Source organism: Bariatricus sp. SGI.154, from assembly GCF_050313795.1.
GTDB lineage: Bacteria > Bacillota > Clostridia > Lachnospirales > Lachnospiraceae > CAMBRQ01.
The window spans coordinates 87,061-105,025 of sequence record NZ_JBNPMC010000006.1 but is presented as its reverse complement, the minus strand read 5'-3'; the positions used below and the strand labels follow the sequence as shown (position 1 = coordinate 105,025).

Genomic DNA, 17,965 nt, shown 5'->3' with positions numbered 1-17,965 from the left:
TACTCTGTTATCTATCCAAAACGTTCCACACGCATCTCCGCCAGAATCCTCCACTAAAGAAACTCCCGAGTACACGGAACTGTCAGGTGCAAGGGCAGGGAAGTTGTGGGCTGCCCTTGCACCGTACACTTCCGATAATCAATTTTCTCCCCTAAATTCGATTTTATTGAAAGCTTTTTCCAAATGTAAAGTGCGTATCCCAGGGAAACTATCGTAATGACAAAACATACGGTAAACTGATATGCTATTGTAATTCCTGCTTCATTTGAAAATGCAGCCAATGCGTTAAAAATGCCGTGGAACAGACAGCAGGGTAGGATATGCCCTGTTTTCACTATAAATACCGATAGCATAAGACCAATGGCAATAGCATAGATCAGTTGCAGCATTGTGTGCAACAACTCAGCCCCATTTATAAGATTGACAATATGGCCTAAGCCAAAGGTAAGACTGGAAACGATAATCGCCAGCTTAACTGAGCGTTGCTGCAAAGCATGAAGTAAATTTCCTCGGAACAGGATTTCCTCAACAAACCCGATACAAAGCATGGCCACTATGTAAAGTATGGTTGCGCGTGGTTCAAAGCGTATTACAATACCGTGCCATAGGTTCATCGTACATAGAATTGCCATGGGAAGTAAAAACAGTAACTTCCCATAGGGCAGTGGCGTGGTTGATCGAAAACCGCATGTTTCAAGAACTTTGTTACGCGCCATGCTCCAAAGTAGGTAAATCAGAATCAAAGCCACAGGAATAATCCTATAATTCTCATAAGATCCATCCGCATTGATGTTTTCAAATACGCTCATCACAATCACATAAACGATGATTTGACAAAGCACTATCCGCAACTTACTTTTTGACTTTTTCATATCATGCACAATCCGCACCTCCTGTAGTTAGTAATGAACAACGCAGCACCGGATTGTTCTCACAATCAGCACTCTGTAAAAGGCCACAGACTTTCCTACATTGCTCAATCCGCTTGCCGTTATCGCCTTGCTCCTTGTCATAAGAAAATTGCATTAACATATCGCAGGGGAAGTCCCCGCATTGTCCGCAATGTTCATATTCCTTTGCCTCGCAGCATGACTTTAGGGGGCAAGCCTCTCCCTAAAGCGGATCTGCATGACCGCTGGCAAACAGCACCCAGTCCAGGAAGATACAATCGTACCAATCTACCAGTAGCCAGATCCCGTAGCTGGCAAAGAACGCTGTTTTGAAGTTGTCCGCTCCGGCCAGCAGCACCAATACCACAAATACCACCAGTGCTAGAACAGAGCAGCGCACTTTTTTATCAATACGGTCTCGCTAAACGACTGCGTGGGGATTCGCTCATGGGTTTCAAAATATTTTTCCTGAATGTCCTTCGGATAATCGTGAATCCAACAAACAGGATTCCGGCATAACGGAACCATAATCGCACAGGTGAACAGGATAATAGCCATAAGGCATTCCAATCCGTAAATTGTCCAACTCATATTTCCTCCTCCATCGCAAACTGAAATTATTCAATATTCATGTTCGTTAAAATTTTCTGGTAAAAAGTCACACTGACTATCTGGAATACCCAGTGATTTTGCATATGCTATCATTTCATCCCACTTCTGCTTTTCCACTGCGCAAGATGTATCTATTCACTTGTTTGCGATATTCGCACTCACTGCATAATATCCCACATCTCGACTCAACCATAATGATTCCTCCTAATTTTTTTTAATTGGCAGACTATTTAGTCTTTTTTTTAATACCGAATATCACCATCCCAATCCAGTAAGCCATTTGTTCACTTTTTCTTCTCTGTATTTTCCTTCCGATATGCCTACAAGAGATAATTTACCCTTGATACTGCCATCCAGAAGATATAAGATTCTGTCACATTTTGCAGCGACCTTGCTGTCATGGGTTACTATGAGAATGGTAGTGCTTTCCCGATTCAGGCGGGTAAATTCCCTCATAACCTCCTGCGCCGCATTTTGGTTAAGCGCACCGGTTGGTTCATCAGCAAATAAGATTTTCGGCTGATTTATCATGCTCCGGCAGATGCAGGCTCTCTGAAGCTGACCACCGGATACCTCAGTGATTTTCCGCTGTGCCAGTTCTTCAATTTCCATTTTCCGCATCAGCATCCGCGCCCTATGTTCAATCTCTTTGCCGGAAGATTTTCCCTTTTTCATGCGGCAGGCGGGCAGCATGATATTGTCTATCAGATTCAGATTTTTCAACATATTCATTTGTTGAAAGACAAACCCCATCTGTTCAAGCCGCAGCCTTGCCCGCTCATCCTCCGATAAGGCGCAGATTTCCATACCGTCCATCCATACTTCTCCGGAATCTGCACGGTCCATACCAGACACTTGATAGAGTAAGGTAGACTTTCCGGAGCCGGATGGCCCCATGACAGCCACCATTTCTCCAGCGTTCACCGCAAAACTGATTTTTTTCAAAATTCCTTCTTTACAAAGGTTTTTAACAACCAACAACTCTGACATAATCCTTCACTCCTTTCCCATACAGCACTCGTATGCCCTGATGTTTTTGATTTCTGACAGTCCAAGCAGAATTGCACAAAATACGGTTATGACTACAATAACTGGAATCCAACCAAATACTGTTTTATAATCAATTAGGAAGTGAAAGCCTGTTGCACCAAGTGTCTTTAACAGCAATCCTGCCAGTTTCTCACCCAACAAATTACCAGATAAAATCCCTGTCAGAATGCCTGCCAGAAGCACCGGCAGATAACCAAGCAGATATAGTTCTTTGATATCCTTTCCGGTAAAACCAATCGCCTTTCGCAGTGAAATATCACAGCGGTCATTTGCCACAAGCAGACGGGTAAATAAGATCACAACAACAAATATGACGAAAGCCGCTGCTATAATCGCCACCCACGCCGCTATGTGGATCTCACGAATTGTCTGTCCATAGGTATCGGCTACATATTCCTGAATATCTACCGCCTTCACACTGATGCCGCTGTCAGACAAGATATCCGCATAATCAGATAACCATTGATCCTTTACAGCACCATCCTTTAGGGAAACATAAAAGATGCTCCACATAAGAGGCCCTTCACCATGAAGATATGCGGCTTTCGCTGTCTTTCCTCCGTTTGTGATGTCCGAATAGATACCGCAGACGATATATTCCTGTACGGCTCCCTCAATCGAAAGGTGAAGCCGGTCTCCCACACACAGCCCCAATTCATCGGCACACAAGTAAGAAAGTGCAATCTCGTTTTTCTCTTTTGGTGATTCTCCCTCTGCATAGGTTACAGGGAAAGTAGTGTGGTTGCCTTGCTCCACCTGTAAGTTGGTATAAGTGCCGTCCGACAGAACTACACGGCAGGAGTTTGTCTGCAATGTAACAGCGCGTTCTATCTGTTTATCCTCTGACAGTAGCTTCGTGACCTGTTCTGTCTTGCCTGCAATATCATCTGTCTGACGAATATCCAGACGGATTTCCCCATTACCGATTCCCATATATGTGACAAATTGCGGAGAGGAAATCGTGCTTAACAGGTTCTGCGGCAAAATCATCATAAATATCCCTAACCCGATAATCAGCACAACAATCAAATGCTGTGGGGAGAGAAGATGTTTCTTTTCGTTTTTTTGTCCCCAATGTTGTCCGGTCAGCGCCTCTACCGCTGATAATTTTTCTGTTCGCCTTAGTGTCTTTCCAACGGAAAAGAGCAGAATACCTTCCGTTAATACCACACCTGCGAAAGCCGTTAAAAATTCAAGCAATCCATTTTCAGAGGCCCCATATAATTCTTGTATTTGTGCCGATATGGTTCCCTTCGCCACAAGTGCAAGAAGAAATCCGGTCACAGCTCCCAATCCGGACAGTGCCAGAAATTTCTGATTATAGAACTGCCGGATGTCACCTTTAGATATTCCAATCGCTTTCAGCATTCCGATTTCTTTTCGTTCTGCCTCTAACTGCGTCAGCAGCGTAAATCGGATACAGAGCATAGAGATCAATAACAGCACAATGCTCACCAGAAGAATCACCAATATCATCAGTCCGTCCGAAAGTGCATTCATCATGCGGATCAGAGGTTTTGTAATGGCGGGCCCATTGGACGGCAATCCGGCATCCGTATATTTTGTAGCAAATGCGTTTACGTCTGTTCCTTCCTTCAACAGAAATTCAATCAGATATTCCTCACTTCCAGCCTCTTTCAGTTTGTCATAGTCGGACTCACTTATCAGAAAGCGCTTGGAGGATGCCATCATGGAATTCATTTGGGAGTCTCTGAGAAATCCGGCAAGAATGAAAGAGTTTGCACCAATCTGCACGGTTTCCCCAACAGTAAGGTCATACTCCTGCCGATAGCAGACCGGAACATAAATTTCGCCATCCGATAATCGGATCATTTTATTTTCCAAATCCAGAAGATAGTCGAAACTTCCGCTTTGTACGCAGACACCGTTATCCTGAGTGCTGTCTGTCAGAGAATGTCCATTTAGTGTTATGGAACTGTTCTCCAGATTCAAAAAGTTCAAAACCTGATAATCCCGTACTTGTTCATTTTCTTCGGCAAACCGAAGAAGCTCCGTTTCTGAAATCTCTCCGGCGTGCATCTGTAAAAAATCCGGTGTCTGAGCCTTTTCCATTAACGTATCCACCGAACCCAACAGACTGACAAAGAGAAAGCAGGTCAATGCAAACATAAATGCGCTGATCGCCATGAAAAGCCATGTTGTGACAGCCATCAGGCGGTTGCCTTTTATATCACTCCATATAATCCTTTTTCTCATAATTCACTCCCTTTATCAGCATTTGTTATTCCATGCTCCAGTTCACGCACTGCTTTTATGGGATAAACCACTAATGCCAAAATACCAAGCAGTACCCCCGATACCATAATGACTGCGGCAGCGCCCCGGCCAACGCCAACCTGAAACTGTTCCCCAATCCCGTCAGTTAAGACACCAGCAACACCATAAGCTACCACATAACCAATCTGCGACAAGAATCCAATGAATCCCCATGCTCTGCCCTGTAATTCATCCGTAATGTTTGTCCTTACAAGAAAATCCAGACAATTATTCGCAAAAGGAAGCATGGCAAAGAATAGAAATCCCGCTGCACAAATCAGATAGATATTTTCCTTCAGCCCAAAAATAATCATAGCGATACCCGCTATGGTGAGGGATGCAGATAAGACCTTCAAGTAGCCTTTTTTGATCCCCCTGGCTCCTAAAAACAAACCGGAAACCAGCATTCCGCTGGCACAGATTGTTTCCCCAATTCCCAATGTAGCGCTATCCGCAAAATCCAGGATCATCGGCTCCGCCAGAATTTGAAAGGCTCCCATAAAGCAGGTCATAACAGAAGAAAGCAATATTAAAAGGAAAACCCCTCTTTTTTCCGTAACAGCCTGCCATCCCATTCGCAGGGCAGCAAAAAATGGTTCTTTATTTTCTGCTGTTTTTGCTGCCAGACCGTTCCTGACTACTCCGGTACAAATCACTGTCAGGAAAAACGTACAGATATCAAGAACTAAAAGCAGCCGGATGTCCGATACTGTCAACAGGGCACCGGCAAGGACAGGGGAAATCAGATATCTGGCGCTTCCTGCAAGACTGACCATTCCGCTGGCTCTGGAATATTCCTCTGCATCCAAGAGATCTGTTACTGTGGCACGATAAGAAGGCTCCAGCAGGGAGGAAAAGACCGAGCTGATTGTCACGCCGATACAGATTTCCGTAAGGCTGGCTCCACCGTTTAACATGCAAAACAGAATATATAGAATACCAACCGCAGAACATCCATCCCCAAACATCATGAGCAGCCTTCTGTCATAGCGGTCTGCCAGAACACCCGCCGGAACACTCAAAACCAGTGTCGGCATAAAAGCCAGGAGGGTAACAAGGGTCATACTCGCTGCACTCCCGGTCTGCTGAAATACATACACGCCCAGACCAAAGCTGGTCAAACCTCCGCCGATAGAGGACACCAATTCTCCTACCCATAATAAAAGAAACCGATTAAAATTGCGTTTGCTGTTCATACTATTTTCCTTTCTTTTAGACCGACTGTCTATCGGTAAGTATATAAAATATAAGAGAAAGCATGATATACAGGCTTTCTCTTATTGTATATCGTCTTTTGCCTTAATTTTCACCGCTTCCCAATCTGCTTCTGCGAAAAATTCCCATGATTGCTTCCTGCAGACTGCCTTCCTTCATTCCCATGAGCCGCTCCACATTGTAGATAAAACCGGCAATTTTCTTTTCCCTTTGCTCCGGACTTATCCCCTCTATATTCAATTCATCGAAAGCAGTATTAGCATAAAGCATCGTCATCTCCACCACCGATTCCGGATACTGTGTATGACAGATTCCCTGTTCTATGCCTTCCTCCACCAGTCGTGTAAAAATCGGATTAATCCCTGCTAATAATGTTACTTGCATCTTCTGATGCATCAGCGCATTTTGTGGACGGTGTACCTGCTCCATGACTTCATATCCAATCTTCGACTCCACATTCAAAGCCATAATCGCTTTTGTAAAGCGTTCAAGCACTGGCAGTTCTTGGTTCTGTGCAATCTCTTGCGCATCCTGCATCAGACGATTTGTCATCCGCTCAATTACACCATCCAGAATTTCTTCCTTAGATTTGAAATGATAGTAAAGAGTTCCTCTGGCAATTCCTACCGCATCCAATATGTCCCCTGTGCTGGTATTATCAAAGCCTTTCGTAGCAAACAGTTTTTCTGCCGCATCCAGAATTTCTTGTTTCCTTTCTTCTGCTTCCTTAACTACCCGCATATCTCATCTTCCTTACTTTGCTATAAAGTTTATAGACCGACTATCTGTCGATTGCAAGTATACACGAAAAACATTTTATTGTCAATTCATATTTAGAATCGCATATTGCAAATACTCTAAAACCGTTCACCTCTATACTTCTGCAGTCACTTTTCGTTTAATAAAATCATAAGCAAAAACTACTGCCTCACAAGTTAATTGCTCACATAAATGCAGAGGATCATTCTGTGTAAAATCATTTGGGCGTAAATTGTAGCATCTTAGTGTCTGGCTCTAATTCGTTTTTATATTACCCTATCTTTTGACTCAATGCAAGCGGGTCTGTAATGCCTAAAAACAAATATAAGTATCTTTTTTAACTTTTCACGTTCTCCACGACATTTTCCGATACTCTGCGGGCATTAATCCCGTACTCTCACGATGTAATGTCGCAAGACGGCTGGTGATGGAGTATCCGGCACTCTCCGCGATCTGTCCAATGGTTAAATCGACCCCCAAGTACAGTATTGGCACATGAATCGCTAATTCTACAATACATTTTCTTATGCGAAAAGGTACAAGGGGGTTCAAATTTATTGGAGAGGAGTTCATCACTTGAACCCTCTTATTTTCTTCATCATACTTGTGAAAAGAGAGGAAATTTATGGACAAAAGACAAAATCAACTCCAAGAAAAATCAAAAGACAACAATCATTTCTTAAGCAAACTGAAGGGCTTAAAAAGCAAGCCAAGACTCATTTTGGAAATCATAGGAATCATCCTAATACTGAGCCTAGCAACAGCATCTTCGGGCATGATACCGAAGGAAGACTATGATACACTGCAGTCAGAATATACTTCTTTGAAAGAAGACTATAATTCCCTGCAAAAAGAATATGATGATGCTGCATCTGACCTGAAGGTAGCAAAAGCCTCTTTGGAGGATACGCTTTCTGAATAAACGAATATAAAGACAGGATGCAGCCATTTGAGCAACTATCAGATGAAGAATTAGAGATTGTATCGTCAAGAATTGAACAGACTCTAGCAGCCAAAACCGCCGAAGATGAAGCACAGAAAAAGGCTGAAGAAGAGGCCGCCGCCCAAACAGCAACTCAGGCACAAGCAAGCGGTTACGAGCCATGTAAGAAGTGCTATTGATAATCCTCTTCCGCTGATTCATATACGCCCGGTACCCCGGTGCCGGGCGCATCTTGACAATAATATATTTACCCAGGCAACTGGGAGAGTGATTCCATCCGTTTCGGAGTCTTGCGAAAGGGGTGGTGCTTATGAGTACATATGAGGAATTTATGATTATCCTGACAACAGCCAGTTTGATTATAGCCATCCTGAATTATACACATAAAAAATAATCGCCCTGCACCTGGAAATGTAAGAGCGATTATCTTTTAATTACTGTTTTTCCCGGAGCGGATAGGCTTCATCTATCTACCCCAGTTGTCTTGCTAAGTATATTATAGCAAATTTAACCGGAATGTCAAATTATAATATCTTTACCACTGCTACCGGGTGCCGGTGGCGGTTGCAAGGGTATTAACCCATAGACGGATTCTCAATGTATATTAAACCAAAAGAAAGGGGAACGTTATGCATTTCCAATATTAAAGATCCAAAGCCGAAAGATCTGTCACTGGTGCTCTGCATGCCCCATTTTCACACAGATAATACACTGCCCCTTGCTTCGGTACGGGATATTCCCTCGTAAATGGCGCGCAATCGGATAATTTCCCCGCATTTTCTTCCGTCTTCACCAGAACATTCAGTCCATATCCAGGATCTCTTCTCCTATATTCTTCTAATTCCTTTGGAACTTCCCCGCTCACAGCACATATCAACTCTCTATGCGAACCAATCACATCCTCCATCGCAAGCAATGAAAACGCATATCCGGTCGGATATTCCCTAATCTCCCTCTCAAGAAACTGCATCTGTTCATCTGCCTCTTCCTGCCACTTCACTTCCCCCGTCAACATCGCAAGCCGATTAAGAACCATCGCCGCTACTGAATTACCAGAAGGAATCGCTCCATCATAAGTCTCTTTTGGCCGCACGATTAACTGCTCCGCATCCGAAGCCGTCGCATAATACCCTCCATGCTTCTGATCCTTGAAATACATTCTCATCTGCTCTACCCTAAGAAGCGCTCCTTCCAGATGTTCTGCCTGAAAATCCGCCGAATACAGTTCCAGAAGTGCCAACGCATAGACTGCATAATCTTCCAGTTGTCCGGCATGAGCCGCCTCCCCGTCACGAAAACGTATATAGAGCCGATGATCTGTATCCGTCATGTTCTTCTCAATAAACTTCTGTGCTTTCCTGCCCGCATTCAGATACCGTTCTTCACCGAGAACCCTTCCCGCCCGTGCAAGTGCAATAATTGTCCATGCACTCCAGGACAGCAGAATCTTATCATCCTTATGCAGTTTCGTACGCTTCAGCCGGTATTCATATAACTTCTTCATCCGTGCATCTTCCACCGGCCAGCCTTCTTCCTTCTGACCAATTCGATTCACAATATTCTTTCCCTCGAAGTTCCCTGCCTCTGTAATCCCATAAAGTTCCAAAAACTTTCTTCCATCATTCACGCCTAGAACGAATTCCACTTCTTCAGGAAAAAATACATAATATTTTCCTTCTTCCCCTTCACTATCCGCATCCTGTCCACAATAAAATCCGCCCTCTTCATCCGTGAGTTCCCTGAGAATATAATCTGCCGTACTGCGTACAATCTGAGCATATTCCTCCTTCTTCGTCAACTGATATGCCTCTGTATAAGCCAATATCAGAAGCGCATTGTCATACAACATTTTTTCAAAATGCGGAACCAGCCATTTTTCATCTGTCGAATACCTAGAAAAACCACCTCCGATGTGATCGTAGATTCCTCCTCTCGCCATTGCATCCAAAGTAACTTCCACCATCCGAAGCCCCTCCGCCGAATGCTCCTCATGCGCATATCTCATAAGAAAAAGAAGATTATGTGGCGAAGGAAACTTCGGAGCAGAGCCAAATCCACCCCATCTGGTGTCAAACTGATTCTGAAACAGACGATACGCTTTATTCAATATCTCCTTTTCCGGTCTCGTTTTCCCATCTGCATTCTGAAAAGAATTTTTCCTAATATCCTCCGGACTATTATCCTTCTGCCGAATCACAGCCGTAATCTCCTCCCCCGCATTCAAAAGCGTCTTCCGGTCATTCTTCCACATCTTCGCAATCTGCACCAGAAGTTCCATAAGCCCCATACTCCCATAGCGCCCCTTCTTCGGGAAATAAGTTCCTGCAAAGAAAGGCTTCTGCTCAGGTGTCATAATAATCGTAAGCGGCCATCCGCCAGCACCCGTAACTGCCTGGCACACCGACATATACACCATATCGATATCCGGTCTCTCCTCCCTGTCCACCTTAATGCAGATGTAATTCTGATTCAGAATCCCTGCAACCTCCTCATCCTCAAAAGACTCATGCGCCATCACATGACACCAATGACAAGTAGAATACCCGATGCTCAGGAAAACCGGCTTATCCTGCAAAACCGCCTCCCGAAAAGCCTCCTCACCCCAGGCATACCACTCCACCGGGTTATCCCTATGCTGCAACAAATACGGTGATTTTTCACTCCCCAACCGATTCGCCATAATATCTCCTTTCCATTTCTACACATCTGATATTCAATCCCCAAAGTATACTTCTTCAACTACACTCATCCAAGCATACCTTAATTCACACACTAGTCATAGTATACCACATCCCCTAGAAACTATCCCCATACTCACCTCAGAATTCCCCTCGCTCATCCAACCGCCTCTTTATAAACAAAATTCCAAACTCATCTTCTGCAATTCCACCATCCTTCGATACACTCCATCTTTCTCAAGCAATTCTTCTGGTGTCCCATCTTCTACCACCTTACCATCTTCCAGCACAACCAGATGATCCGCATTCGCAACCGTCCGCATCCGATGCGCGATCATAATGACCGTCTTATTCTCAATCAACCTGGACAACGCCTGCTGCACATACGTCTCACTCTCCACATCTAGTGAAGCGCTTGCCTCATCCAAGAGAATGATCGGTGCATCCTTAAGAAGCGCTCTGGCAATAGAGATACGCTGCCTCTGCCCGCCGGATAACTTTGATCCGTTCTCTCCAATGACCGTCTCATATCCATCCGGGAATTCCTCTACGAATTCATCACAGAACGCAAGCCTTGCCGCCTCTCTCACCTGTGCATCCGTAGCATCCTTTCGCCCAATCCTGATATTTTCCAGAATACTGGTATTAAAAAGAACAACATCCTGGAACACGATTGAGAACTTGGATAACAGCACCTCCGGATCAACTTTGCTGATGTCAATTCCGCCAATCGTAATACTTCCCTTATCTATATCATAGAACCTTGCCGCCAGAGATGCGCATGTAGATTTTCCGCCTCCACTGTTTCCAATCAGTGCAGTGATCTCATTCTGCTTCGCTACAAAACTCACATCATTGAGCACTGTTTTTCCTTTCTGATAGGAAAAGTACACATTTCGGAATTCAATATCATAATTCGCCGGTTCAAATGTCTCTTTCCCCGCCTGAATCGGGTAATCCTCAATCTCATTCAGACGCTCGATCTTCGGATTACAACTGATGATTGCTGCCAGATTCTGCAACGTCGCATTCAGCGGATCGTATAATCTTGACGCTACAATCAAGAACAACATGAATACTTCAATGCTTAAATCTCCCTTCATCAGCAGATGAATCCCTTCGATCACTACCGTTGCAATTCCTAATTTCAGGATCAATTGTGAACTTACAACGAAAAGCGCATTCGTAATCTCTACTTTAAACTGACTCTTCTCACAGTGATCGATTGCCTGGTCAACTTCCTTTAGATACTGAGCAGTGTAATGATTCGCCTTCAAATCCAGAATCGTTTCCAGACCCTCTTGAATCTTCTCCGTTCTGACAAGCTGCACTTGTCGGTCTCTGCGCCCTTCTCTGCTTAATTTATTCTGCGCCAATGCAACCAGCAAGAAAGAAACCGGTACACACCACACTGCAGCCGCTGCCATTCTGACATCAAAGAAAAACATGCCGATTGAAAGCAGTGTTGTGGAGATAATCGAACCTACGAACTCCGGGATAAAGTGGGACAATGCCTGCTCCATTCCCGTCACATCCGACAGAATCGTTGCTGTCAAGTCTGACAGATCTCTCTTTGAGAAGAATGCCAGAGGGAATTTCCTAAGTTTTTCCGCAACACCGATTCGAAGTCTGGCACTCTCTGTATACGTATTCAAGAATGTCATATTATACTGAATATAATGCGCCGCAAAGATTAGCACCAGCACAACCACGAATTCCATCAGATACATTGTAATCCCTACATTCTGCATCGTCCCTGCCATAATCCCTAACACATCACAGGTAAAATAATACAGAACGCCTATCGACATAGCGATTACCAGATAAGACACCGTACAAGAGATGCACGCTTTCACCAGATTCACAGCCCCGTTTCTTGTCAGAGCAAACCTTCTCTGTATTCTTGCTATCATCTGCCTTCACCTACCTTCCAATCAATTGACTGACTATACTGCTCCCACATCTTCGCATAGATACCACCCCTCGCAAGCAACTCGGCATGGTTTCCGCTTTCAGTAATTCTTCCTTCTTCTACCACATAGATACAGTCCACATTCACAATCGTAGACAGCCTGTGGGCGATCATAATCGTTGTCTTATTCTTAGACACTTCCAGTATGGCTTTCTGCATCAGCGCCTCATTATCACTGTCCGCGTATGCCGTAGCTTCGTCAAGCAGAAGAATCGGAGAATTCTTAACAATCGCTCTTGCAAGCGTCATTCTCTGAGTCTCTCCTCCGGACAGATAGACGCCCTTGCTTCCAATCTTCGTCTGAAGTCCGCCATCGAATTTCTCCACGATATCATCGCACTGAGCCTTATGTACCGCCTCATTTACTTCTGCATCCGTCACGTCAAATCCCATTTTGACATTCTCATAGAGACTCTTCTTCAACAAATGACTGTTCTGGAACACGATTGCAACCTTATTCATTAATTCTTCTTCCCGGATATCCCTCACATCCTTTCCACCGATCCGGATGCTTCCCTTCGTCACATCATAGAATCTCGGAATCAGTGATACCAGCGTAGATTTTCCGCCACCGCTCTTCCCAACGAATGCCACCGTACTTCCATTCTTAATCTTCAGATCGATATCATGAAGCACCTCTACATCACTGCCCGGATAAGTAAAAGAGACATGATCGAATTCAATATCATACCCATCAAGTCTCTTAGCTGAATCCGGATATTCGAACGGCTTCTGATTCAGAATTCCCTCAATCCGGTTCACTGCATCCTGCGCCATCATTGTATTCTCACTGGCAAACATAATCTTATTCGTCGTTACTGCAATAATCGGACTGAATATCACATAGAACATAAAATCAGGAAGCATTCCATCCACCTGAAAACCGTGTGATATCAGAAGCATCATCGCGCCAATCAGAAAGATAAAGATACCATTAATAAATGTGGTAAATAAAGTCATCGGCATCCGCATCTGATCCGTATATCCCAATGCGAATTTTTCGTATTTCTTGATAGATTTATAAAAACGCTCAAAAGAATATACCGTCTGCTGGAATGTTTTCACCACCAGAATCCCGCGCACATACTCCACTGCTTCATTACTCATACTTTCCAATGCGTCCATGTATTCCTTCATGGATTGCTCAAGCCCTTTTCCTATCATCTTAAACATATTCGAAAGTGCCAGAATCAGCGGAACCAGACAAGCAACTCCGAATTTCCAGTCGAATACAAACAGGCAGATGAACACCGCACATACCGTTGTCATCAACTGAACCATATCTGGAAGTTGGTGAGCCAGATAAGTTTCTGTGGATGCCGCAGATTCGTCAATAATCTTGCGGAGTTTCCCACTTCCCTCCGTAGAGAAATACCCCAACGGCAGTTCCACTACATGATGCATTGCTTCTTTCCTCATATTCGAAGCAATCCGAAAAGCCACCAGATGGGAACACATAAGAGAACCCACATACACCAGGATTCCTAAGACCGCACTGCCAAAAGCATACCACCCATAACTCACAGCAGCACCTGCCTGGCTATAATCAGGATAGACCTTAAGCAATACTTCAATTACCTTCCAGATCCAGATAAACGGCATCAGAATCAAAAGCGCACTGGCAAATGACAGCACCAGTGAAAGCATCGTCAGATACTTATGTTTTCCTGCATACGAAAATAATGATTTTAATACAGACATATACAAAAATCCCTCCTTACACTTACTTAGTTAGTTTATGCTAACTTTAAACAAGTATAAAGAAGGATTCAATTTTCATCTACTCCATTCTATGACAATTACTCCATTCTGATATGAGATTTTCGATACTGTCTGGGGGTCATATCCATGTATTTGCTGAATGCTGCTGAATATTTGCTAGGGTTCGAGTATCCGATCTGATTGGCAATATCGATGATTGACAGATCCGTTTCCTCCAGAAGTTTCATGCTATATTCCAGGCGATACTCCTTGAACCACTGATAAATAGGCATCCCATATATCTCTTTAAATGCCTTGCGAAGCGTATGGATATTAATGTGATACTGCTCTGCCAACTTATCAAAATCCGGATTCTCCGACAGATGCATGGAAAGATCATTTTTCAAGGCTTTCATCGTCTCAATCTGATTCCGGGGATAGTATTTTCTCTGATTATGTATGAATTCAAAATCATTATGCTGAAGGAATAACAACAATTCTAACACCTTAATCTTCAGATAATCTAACTTCATCCCATTGTCAATCTCATACATTTCAAGGCAGATATGCTGAATCTGGCTGGTTGCACGCATAATACAGATATCTCCATTCAGGGCAAGTTTCTTCTCCAGTTCATCAAGATCTATGTGGAATGCTGCAAATATCTGATTCCTTCTGGCTTCCCGCACATCAATCAGAATCTCCACTCCTTCATAATATCCAAATGGGAAGCCATCATCCGTCCGTTCAAGCGACCACTTACTGATAGAAAGATCCCCTTCACCAAGATATGCATAATACTTTTGCCTGAACAGGCTCTCATATTTCCCTCGAAGGCAATGATTAATCTCGATATGATTCGCATCGTAAACACCATGCTCAGGTGTCTGAAAACTCTGAAAATGATTATAGATCACCTGTACCCCGGGATATACATCCACACAATCCATAAGCCCCTGTCCCTGCATATCCTTAATTCTATACTCTGTCTCATATTGGCTTAATACTTTTTTTACGGTAACGATCTTTGAGTCTTGTAACATAATCATCCTTCTTAAGTTATCACAATCATAACTCTGACATCAATTCAGTTTGTCGCATCTAACTTTCCGTAAATATAGCACACATCCAATCCTCTTACAATTCTTATTACTGATAATATTTTTCATTTTTTCTTCTATTACATAGTAAAAGAAATACCATGACTCCCGGAAATACAATTGCCGCTGCAAGCCCTGCCTTCAATCCATATGCCGGAAGATGTTCTGACACCAGACTCACCACTCCCGGTCCGGCTGCACATCCCAGATCTCCTGCCAATGCCAGGAGTGCGAACATCATCGTACCTCCCTGTGGGCACAATTTTGCCGACATGCTGAATGTTCCAGGCCACATGATTCCAACCGACAGACCGCATAATCCGCACCCGCACAACGCAAACATCGGATTCTTCATCAATACCGCAAGCAGATAACTCGCAACGCATAAGATTCCACTCCCCACCATGAATTTCCGTAAGTCTATCCTCTCACCGAATTTCCCGTAAAACATTCTGGAACATCCCATTAACACTGCAAAGAAACAAGGTCCTAACAGATCCCCCATCATCTTCGACTGCTTCAATCCTTCCTCTGCAAATAAAGAAGCCCACTGCGACATACCCTGCTCTGAGGCTCCGGCGCAGACCATCAGCGCGAATAGCAGCCAGAACATACGCATTCTCAGAAGATGACCAGCAGGCATCCTCTCTTCCTCCTCCACCAGCGTCCGAATCGGTACTTTCAAGAACAGATAAATATTCACAAAAGGCACGATGCTCCATATTATCGGTAATATATACCAGTTCTCCATTCCCAGCAGTCGGAATCCTACCGTTGACATTACAACGACCAGGACATGCCCCCAGCAGTAAAATGAATGCAGCAGGCTCATGGCCGCTTCTTTTGCCTTCGATGACGGCGCCGCCTCGACAATCGGGCTTACCAGAACCTCAATCAATCCGCCGCCAATTGCATTAAACGTCATAGCGATAATCAGCCCCACATATGAATGCTCCATAATCCCAGGCAGGATTCCAAGTCCGATCAGTCCGGATACACTGCATATATGCGCCGCTATAACGGATGTGCGGTAACCGATCCGATCCACATATCTTGCTGCCAGAAAATCCACCACGATCTGTACTCCAAAATTCACAGTAATCAAAAGTCCGATCTTCTCAATCGAGATCTGGAATTCCTGCTGAAAAGTCAGAAACAAAAGCGGCGGCAGATTATTAATAATCGCCTGCACAATATATCCAAGATAACATGCATATATCGTGTAAGTATATTTTTCTTTCATTTTCTTACTCCAAACTATTCATCCATTTTCTCCGCCTGAATACCCATACCGATATTCCAAAACGAACGCATTCCTCAAGCGATAGCACGAAATAGACGTACGGAATCGAAAGTTTCCATACAAAGGCTGCCAGCAGCCCCAAAGGTACCCCGAAGATCCAGGTTCCGATCATATCGATCCACATCACATAATTGGTCTTTCCACCGCTTCGGATAATCCCTCCACCCAGAATCATATTCTGCACCTTCACCGGAGATATCAGCGCAAATGCAACCAGGATCTGACATGCCGTTATTCTTACTGCCTGCTCTACCTGATAAATTCCCACATAATATTTGCCAACCGCCATCAATCCGATTGATAATATCACAGAGCCACCCAAACCATACAGCATCAATTTTTTCGATTCGCAATATGCCCTGTCATACTCTTTACTTCCCAGCGCTTTTCCGATGATTACGCCTGCTGCCTGAGACACCCCGCTGAGCGCGCCGATCATCAACACCTGGATGGGAATCGTAAGTGTCATAGCCGCACATGCTGAAGTTCCCATGTGACCATAGATTGCCGTATATACATTCTCTCCAAAACTCCATAAGAATTCACAGGCAAGAATTGGAAACAGAATTCCAATGTACTGCTTTCGTCCATTCCGGCTAAGCCCCAGGACAACTTCCATCCTGATCTCCTGTCTCTGATAATGCCACAGAAACAGGCTCAATGTCAATAGGCAACTGACCACTTGAGAGATGACCGATGCCAAAGCCGCACCTTTCACTCCCATACGTGGGAAACCTAACTTGCCAAATATCAGAACGTAATTAAGCCCGGTATTTACAACCGCCCCAAACACGCTGGAATACAGCGGCAGCATTGCCGCTTCCATACAGCGCAGAAGCGTAGACACTAATGATCCTGCTGCCATCGGAATATAAGAAATCGCAAGAATACTCAAGTACTCCGCCGCTATCTTCCTTGTCGCCTCATCTTCCGTATACAACCGCATAATCTGCATCGGCATTCCTACGCACATCGCCATAAATATTACCGCCAGGCCAAAGGCCATACACAGATTCAGCCAAAAACTCCGGCTTACCTCCCTGTCGCTCCTTTTTCCCATATACTGTGCTATCATAATTCCTGCTACCGTTGCGATCGCCGATAGTAATACTGAGAAAATGGACGAGAACTTGCCTCCCAGTCCAATCCCTGCGATACTGGTGCTTCCAAGTTGTCCCGTCATAATCTGATCCACTACGCTGAATGATGATGAAAGCAGCGACTGGAGCGTCACCGGAAGCGCGATATTCAATACTGTCTTGTAGAATCTTCTTTCCTGTCTCACACTATATCCCTCCTCCCCCTTATTCTATTTCACATCTTTTGCATTCACAATAGGTTAAGCGCGTAACCTATCACAAAAATAAGACTGCAGATTTGTACATATTCGACAAATTTACAGCCCCATATCGTATCTCTCTTTTTTGATTCTTTTCCAGAATTATTCGGTTTTCGTTTTATTCGG

At 44.1% G+C, this 17,965-nt stretch carries 13 protein-coding genes and 1 pseudogene; 1 reads left to right on the top strand and 13 read right to left on the bottom strand.

The window, feature by feature from the left end; all coding sequences use genetic code 11:
* Window positions 1-53 precede the first annotated feature (53 nt).
* The 7 genes and pseudogenes from ACQRBN_RS05075 to ACQRBN_RS05045 all read right to left on the bottom strand — a co-directional run bounded on the left by ACQRBN_RS05075 (window position 54) and on the right by ACQRBN_RS05045 (window position 6,785).
* Window positions 54-872 (bottom strand): CPBP family intramembrane glutamic endopeptidase, encoded by an 819-nt coding sequence (locus tag ACQRBN_RS05075; protein ID WP_427737898.1) that lies wholly within the window; start codon window positions 870-872, stop codon window positions 54-56.
* Between the two features lies 1 nt (window position 873).
* Window positions 874-1,095: pseudogene (locus ACQRBN_RS05070) on the bottom strand (hypothetical protein); the annotation flags it as partial.
* A gap of 176 nt (window positions 1,096-1,271) precedes the next feature.
* Window positions 1,272-1,481 carry a hypothetical protein gene (locus ACQRBN_RS05065; protein WP_427737896.1) on the bottom strand — a complete coding sequence of 70 codons (210 nt, stop codon included), beginning with the start codon at window positions 1,479-1,481 and terminating at the stop codon, window positions 1,272-1,274.
* Window positions 1,482-1,757: 276 nt separating this feature from the next.
* Window positions 1,758-2,492 (bottom strand): ABC transporter ATP-binding protein, encoded by a 735-nt coding sequence (locus tag ACQRBN_RS05060; RefSeq protein ID WP_427737895.1) that lies wholly within the window; start codon window positions 2,490-2,492, stop codon window positions 1,758-1,760.
* Between the two features lie 6 nt (window positions 2,493-2,498).
* Entirely contained in the window at window positions 2,499-4,769 is a 2,271-nt protein-coding gene (locus tag ACQRBN_RS05055) for an FtsX-like permease family protein (RefSeq protein ID WP_427737894.1), read from the bottom strand.
* On the bottom strand, window positions 4,766-6,025 hold the full coding sequence (locus ACQRBN_RS05050; RefSeq protein WP_427737893.1) for an MFS transporter: 1,260 nt from the start codon (window positions 6,023-6,025) through the stop codon (window positions 4,766-4,768). Before ACQRBN_RS05050 ends, ACQRBN_RS05055 begins: the two co-directional genes overlap by 4 nt.
* 103 nt (window positions 6,026-6,128) lie before the next feature.
* On the bottom strand, window positions 6,129-6,785 hold the full coding sequence (locus ACQRBN_RS05045; protein ID WP_427737892.1) for a TetR/AcrR family transcriptional regulator: 657 nt from the start codon (window positions 6,783-6,785) through the stop codon (window positions 6,129-6,131).
* 643 nt (window positions 6,786-7,428) lie between these two features.
* Between ACQRBN_RS05045 and ACQRBN_RS05040 the strand changes: the two genes are divergently transcribed.
* Window positions 7,429-7,725, top strand: coding sequence for a hypothetical protein (locus ACQRBN_RS05040; RefSeq protein ID WP_427737891.1), 297 nt, complete (start codon window positions 7,429-7,431; stop codon window positions 7,723-7,725).
* A 664-nt stretch (window positions 7,726-8,389) separates the two neighbouring features.
* On the opposite strand, the gene ACQRBN_RS05035 is transcribed toward ACQRBN_RS05040, so the two are convergent.
* The 6 genes from ACQRBN_RS05035 to ACQRBN_RS05010 all read right to left on the bottom strand — a co-directional run bounded on the left by ACQRBN_RS05035 (window position 8,390) and on the right by ACQRBN_RS05010 (window position 17,785).
* Window positions 8,390-10,426 (bottom strand): thioredoxin domain-containing protein, encoded by a 2,037-nt coding sequence (locus ACQRBN_RS05035; RefSeq protein WP_427737890.1) that lies wholly within the window; start codon window positions 10,424-10,426, stop codon window positions 8,390-8,392.
* Window positions 10,427-10,597: 171 nt separating this feature from the next.
* Window positions 10,598-12,337, bottom strand: coding sequence for an ABC transporter ATP-binding protein (locus ACQRBN_RS05030; protein ID WP_427737889.1), 1,740 nt, complete (start codon window positions 12,335-12,337; stop codon window positions 10,598-10,600).
* On the bottom strand, window positions 12,334-14,097 hold the full coding sequence (locus tag ACQRBN_RS05025; RefSeq protein ID WP_427737888.1) for an ABC transporter ATP-binding protein: 1,764 nt from the start codon (window positions 14,095-14,097) through the stop codon (window positions 12,334-12,336). The genes ACQRBN_RS05030 and ACQRBN_RS05025 overlap by 4 nt, the downstream gene beginning before the upstream one ends.
* 98 nt (window positions 14,098-14,195) lie before the next feature.
* A complete protein-coding gene (locus ACQRBN_RS05020) occupies window positions 14,196-15,140 on the bottom strand; it encodes a helix-turn-helix transcriptional regulator (RefSeq protein ID WP_427737887.1) in 945 nt (314 codons plus the stop codon).
* 106 nt (window positions 15,141-15,246) lie between these two features.
* A complete protein-coding gene (locus ACQRBN_RS05015) occupies window positions 15,247-16,440 on the bottom strand; it encodes an MFS transporter (protein ID WP_427737885.1) in 1,194 nt (397 codons plus the stop codon).
* Window positions 16,441-16,444: 4 nt separating this feature from the next.
* Complete coding sequence (locus ACQRBN_RS05010; RefSeq protein WP_427737884.1) at window positions 16,445-17,785, bottom strand: MATE family efflux transporter; 1,341 nt, start codon at window positions 17,783-17,785, stop codon at window positions 16,445-16,447.
* Window positions 17,786-17,965 lie beyond the last annotated feature (180 nt).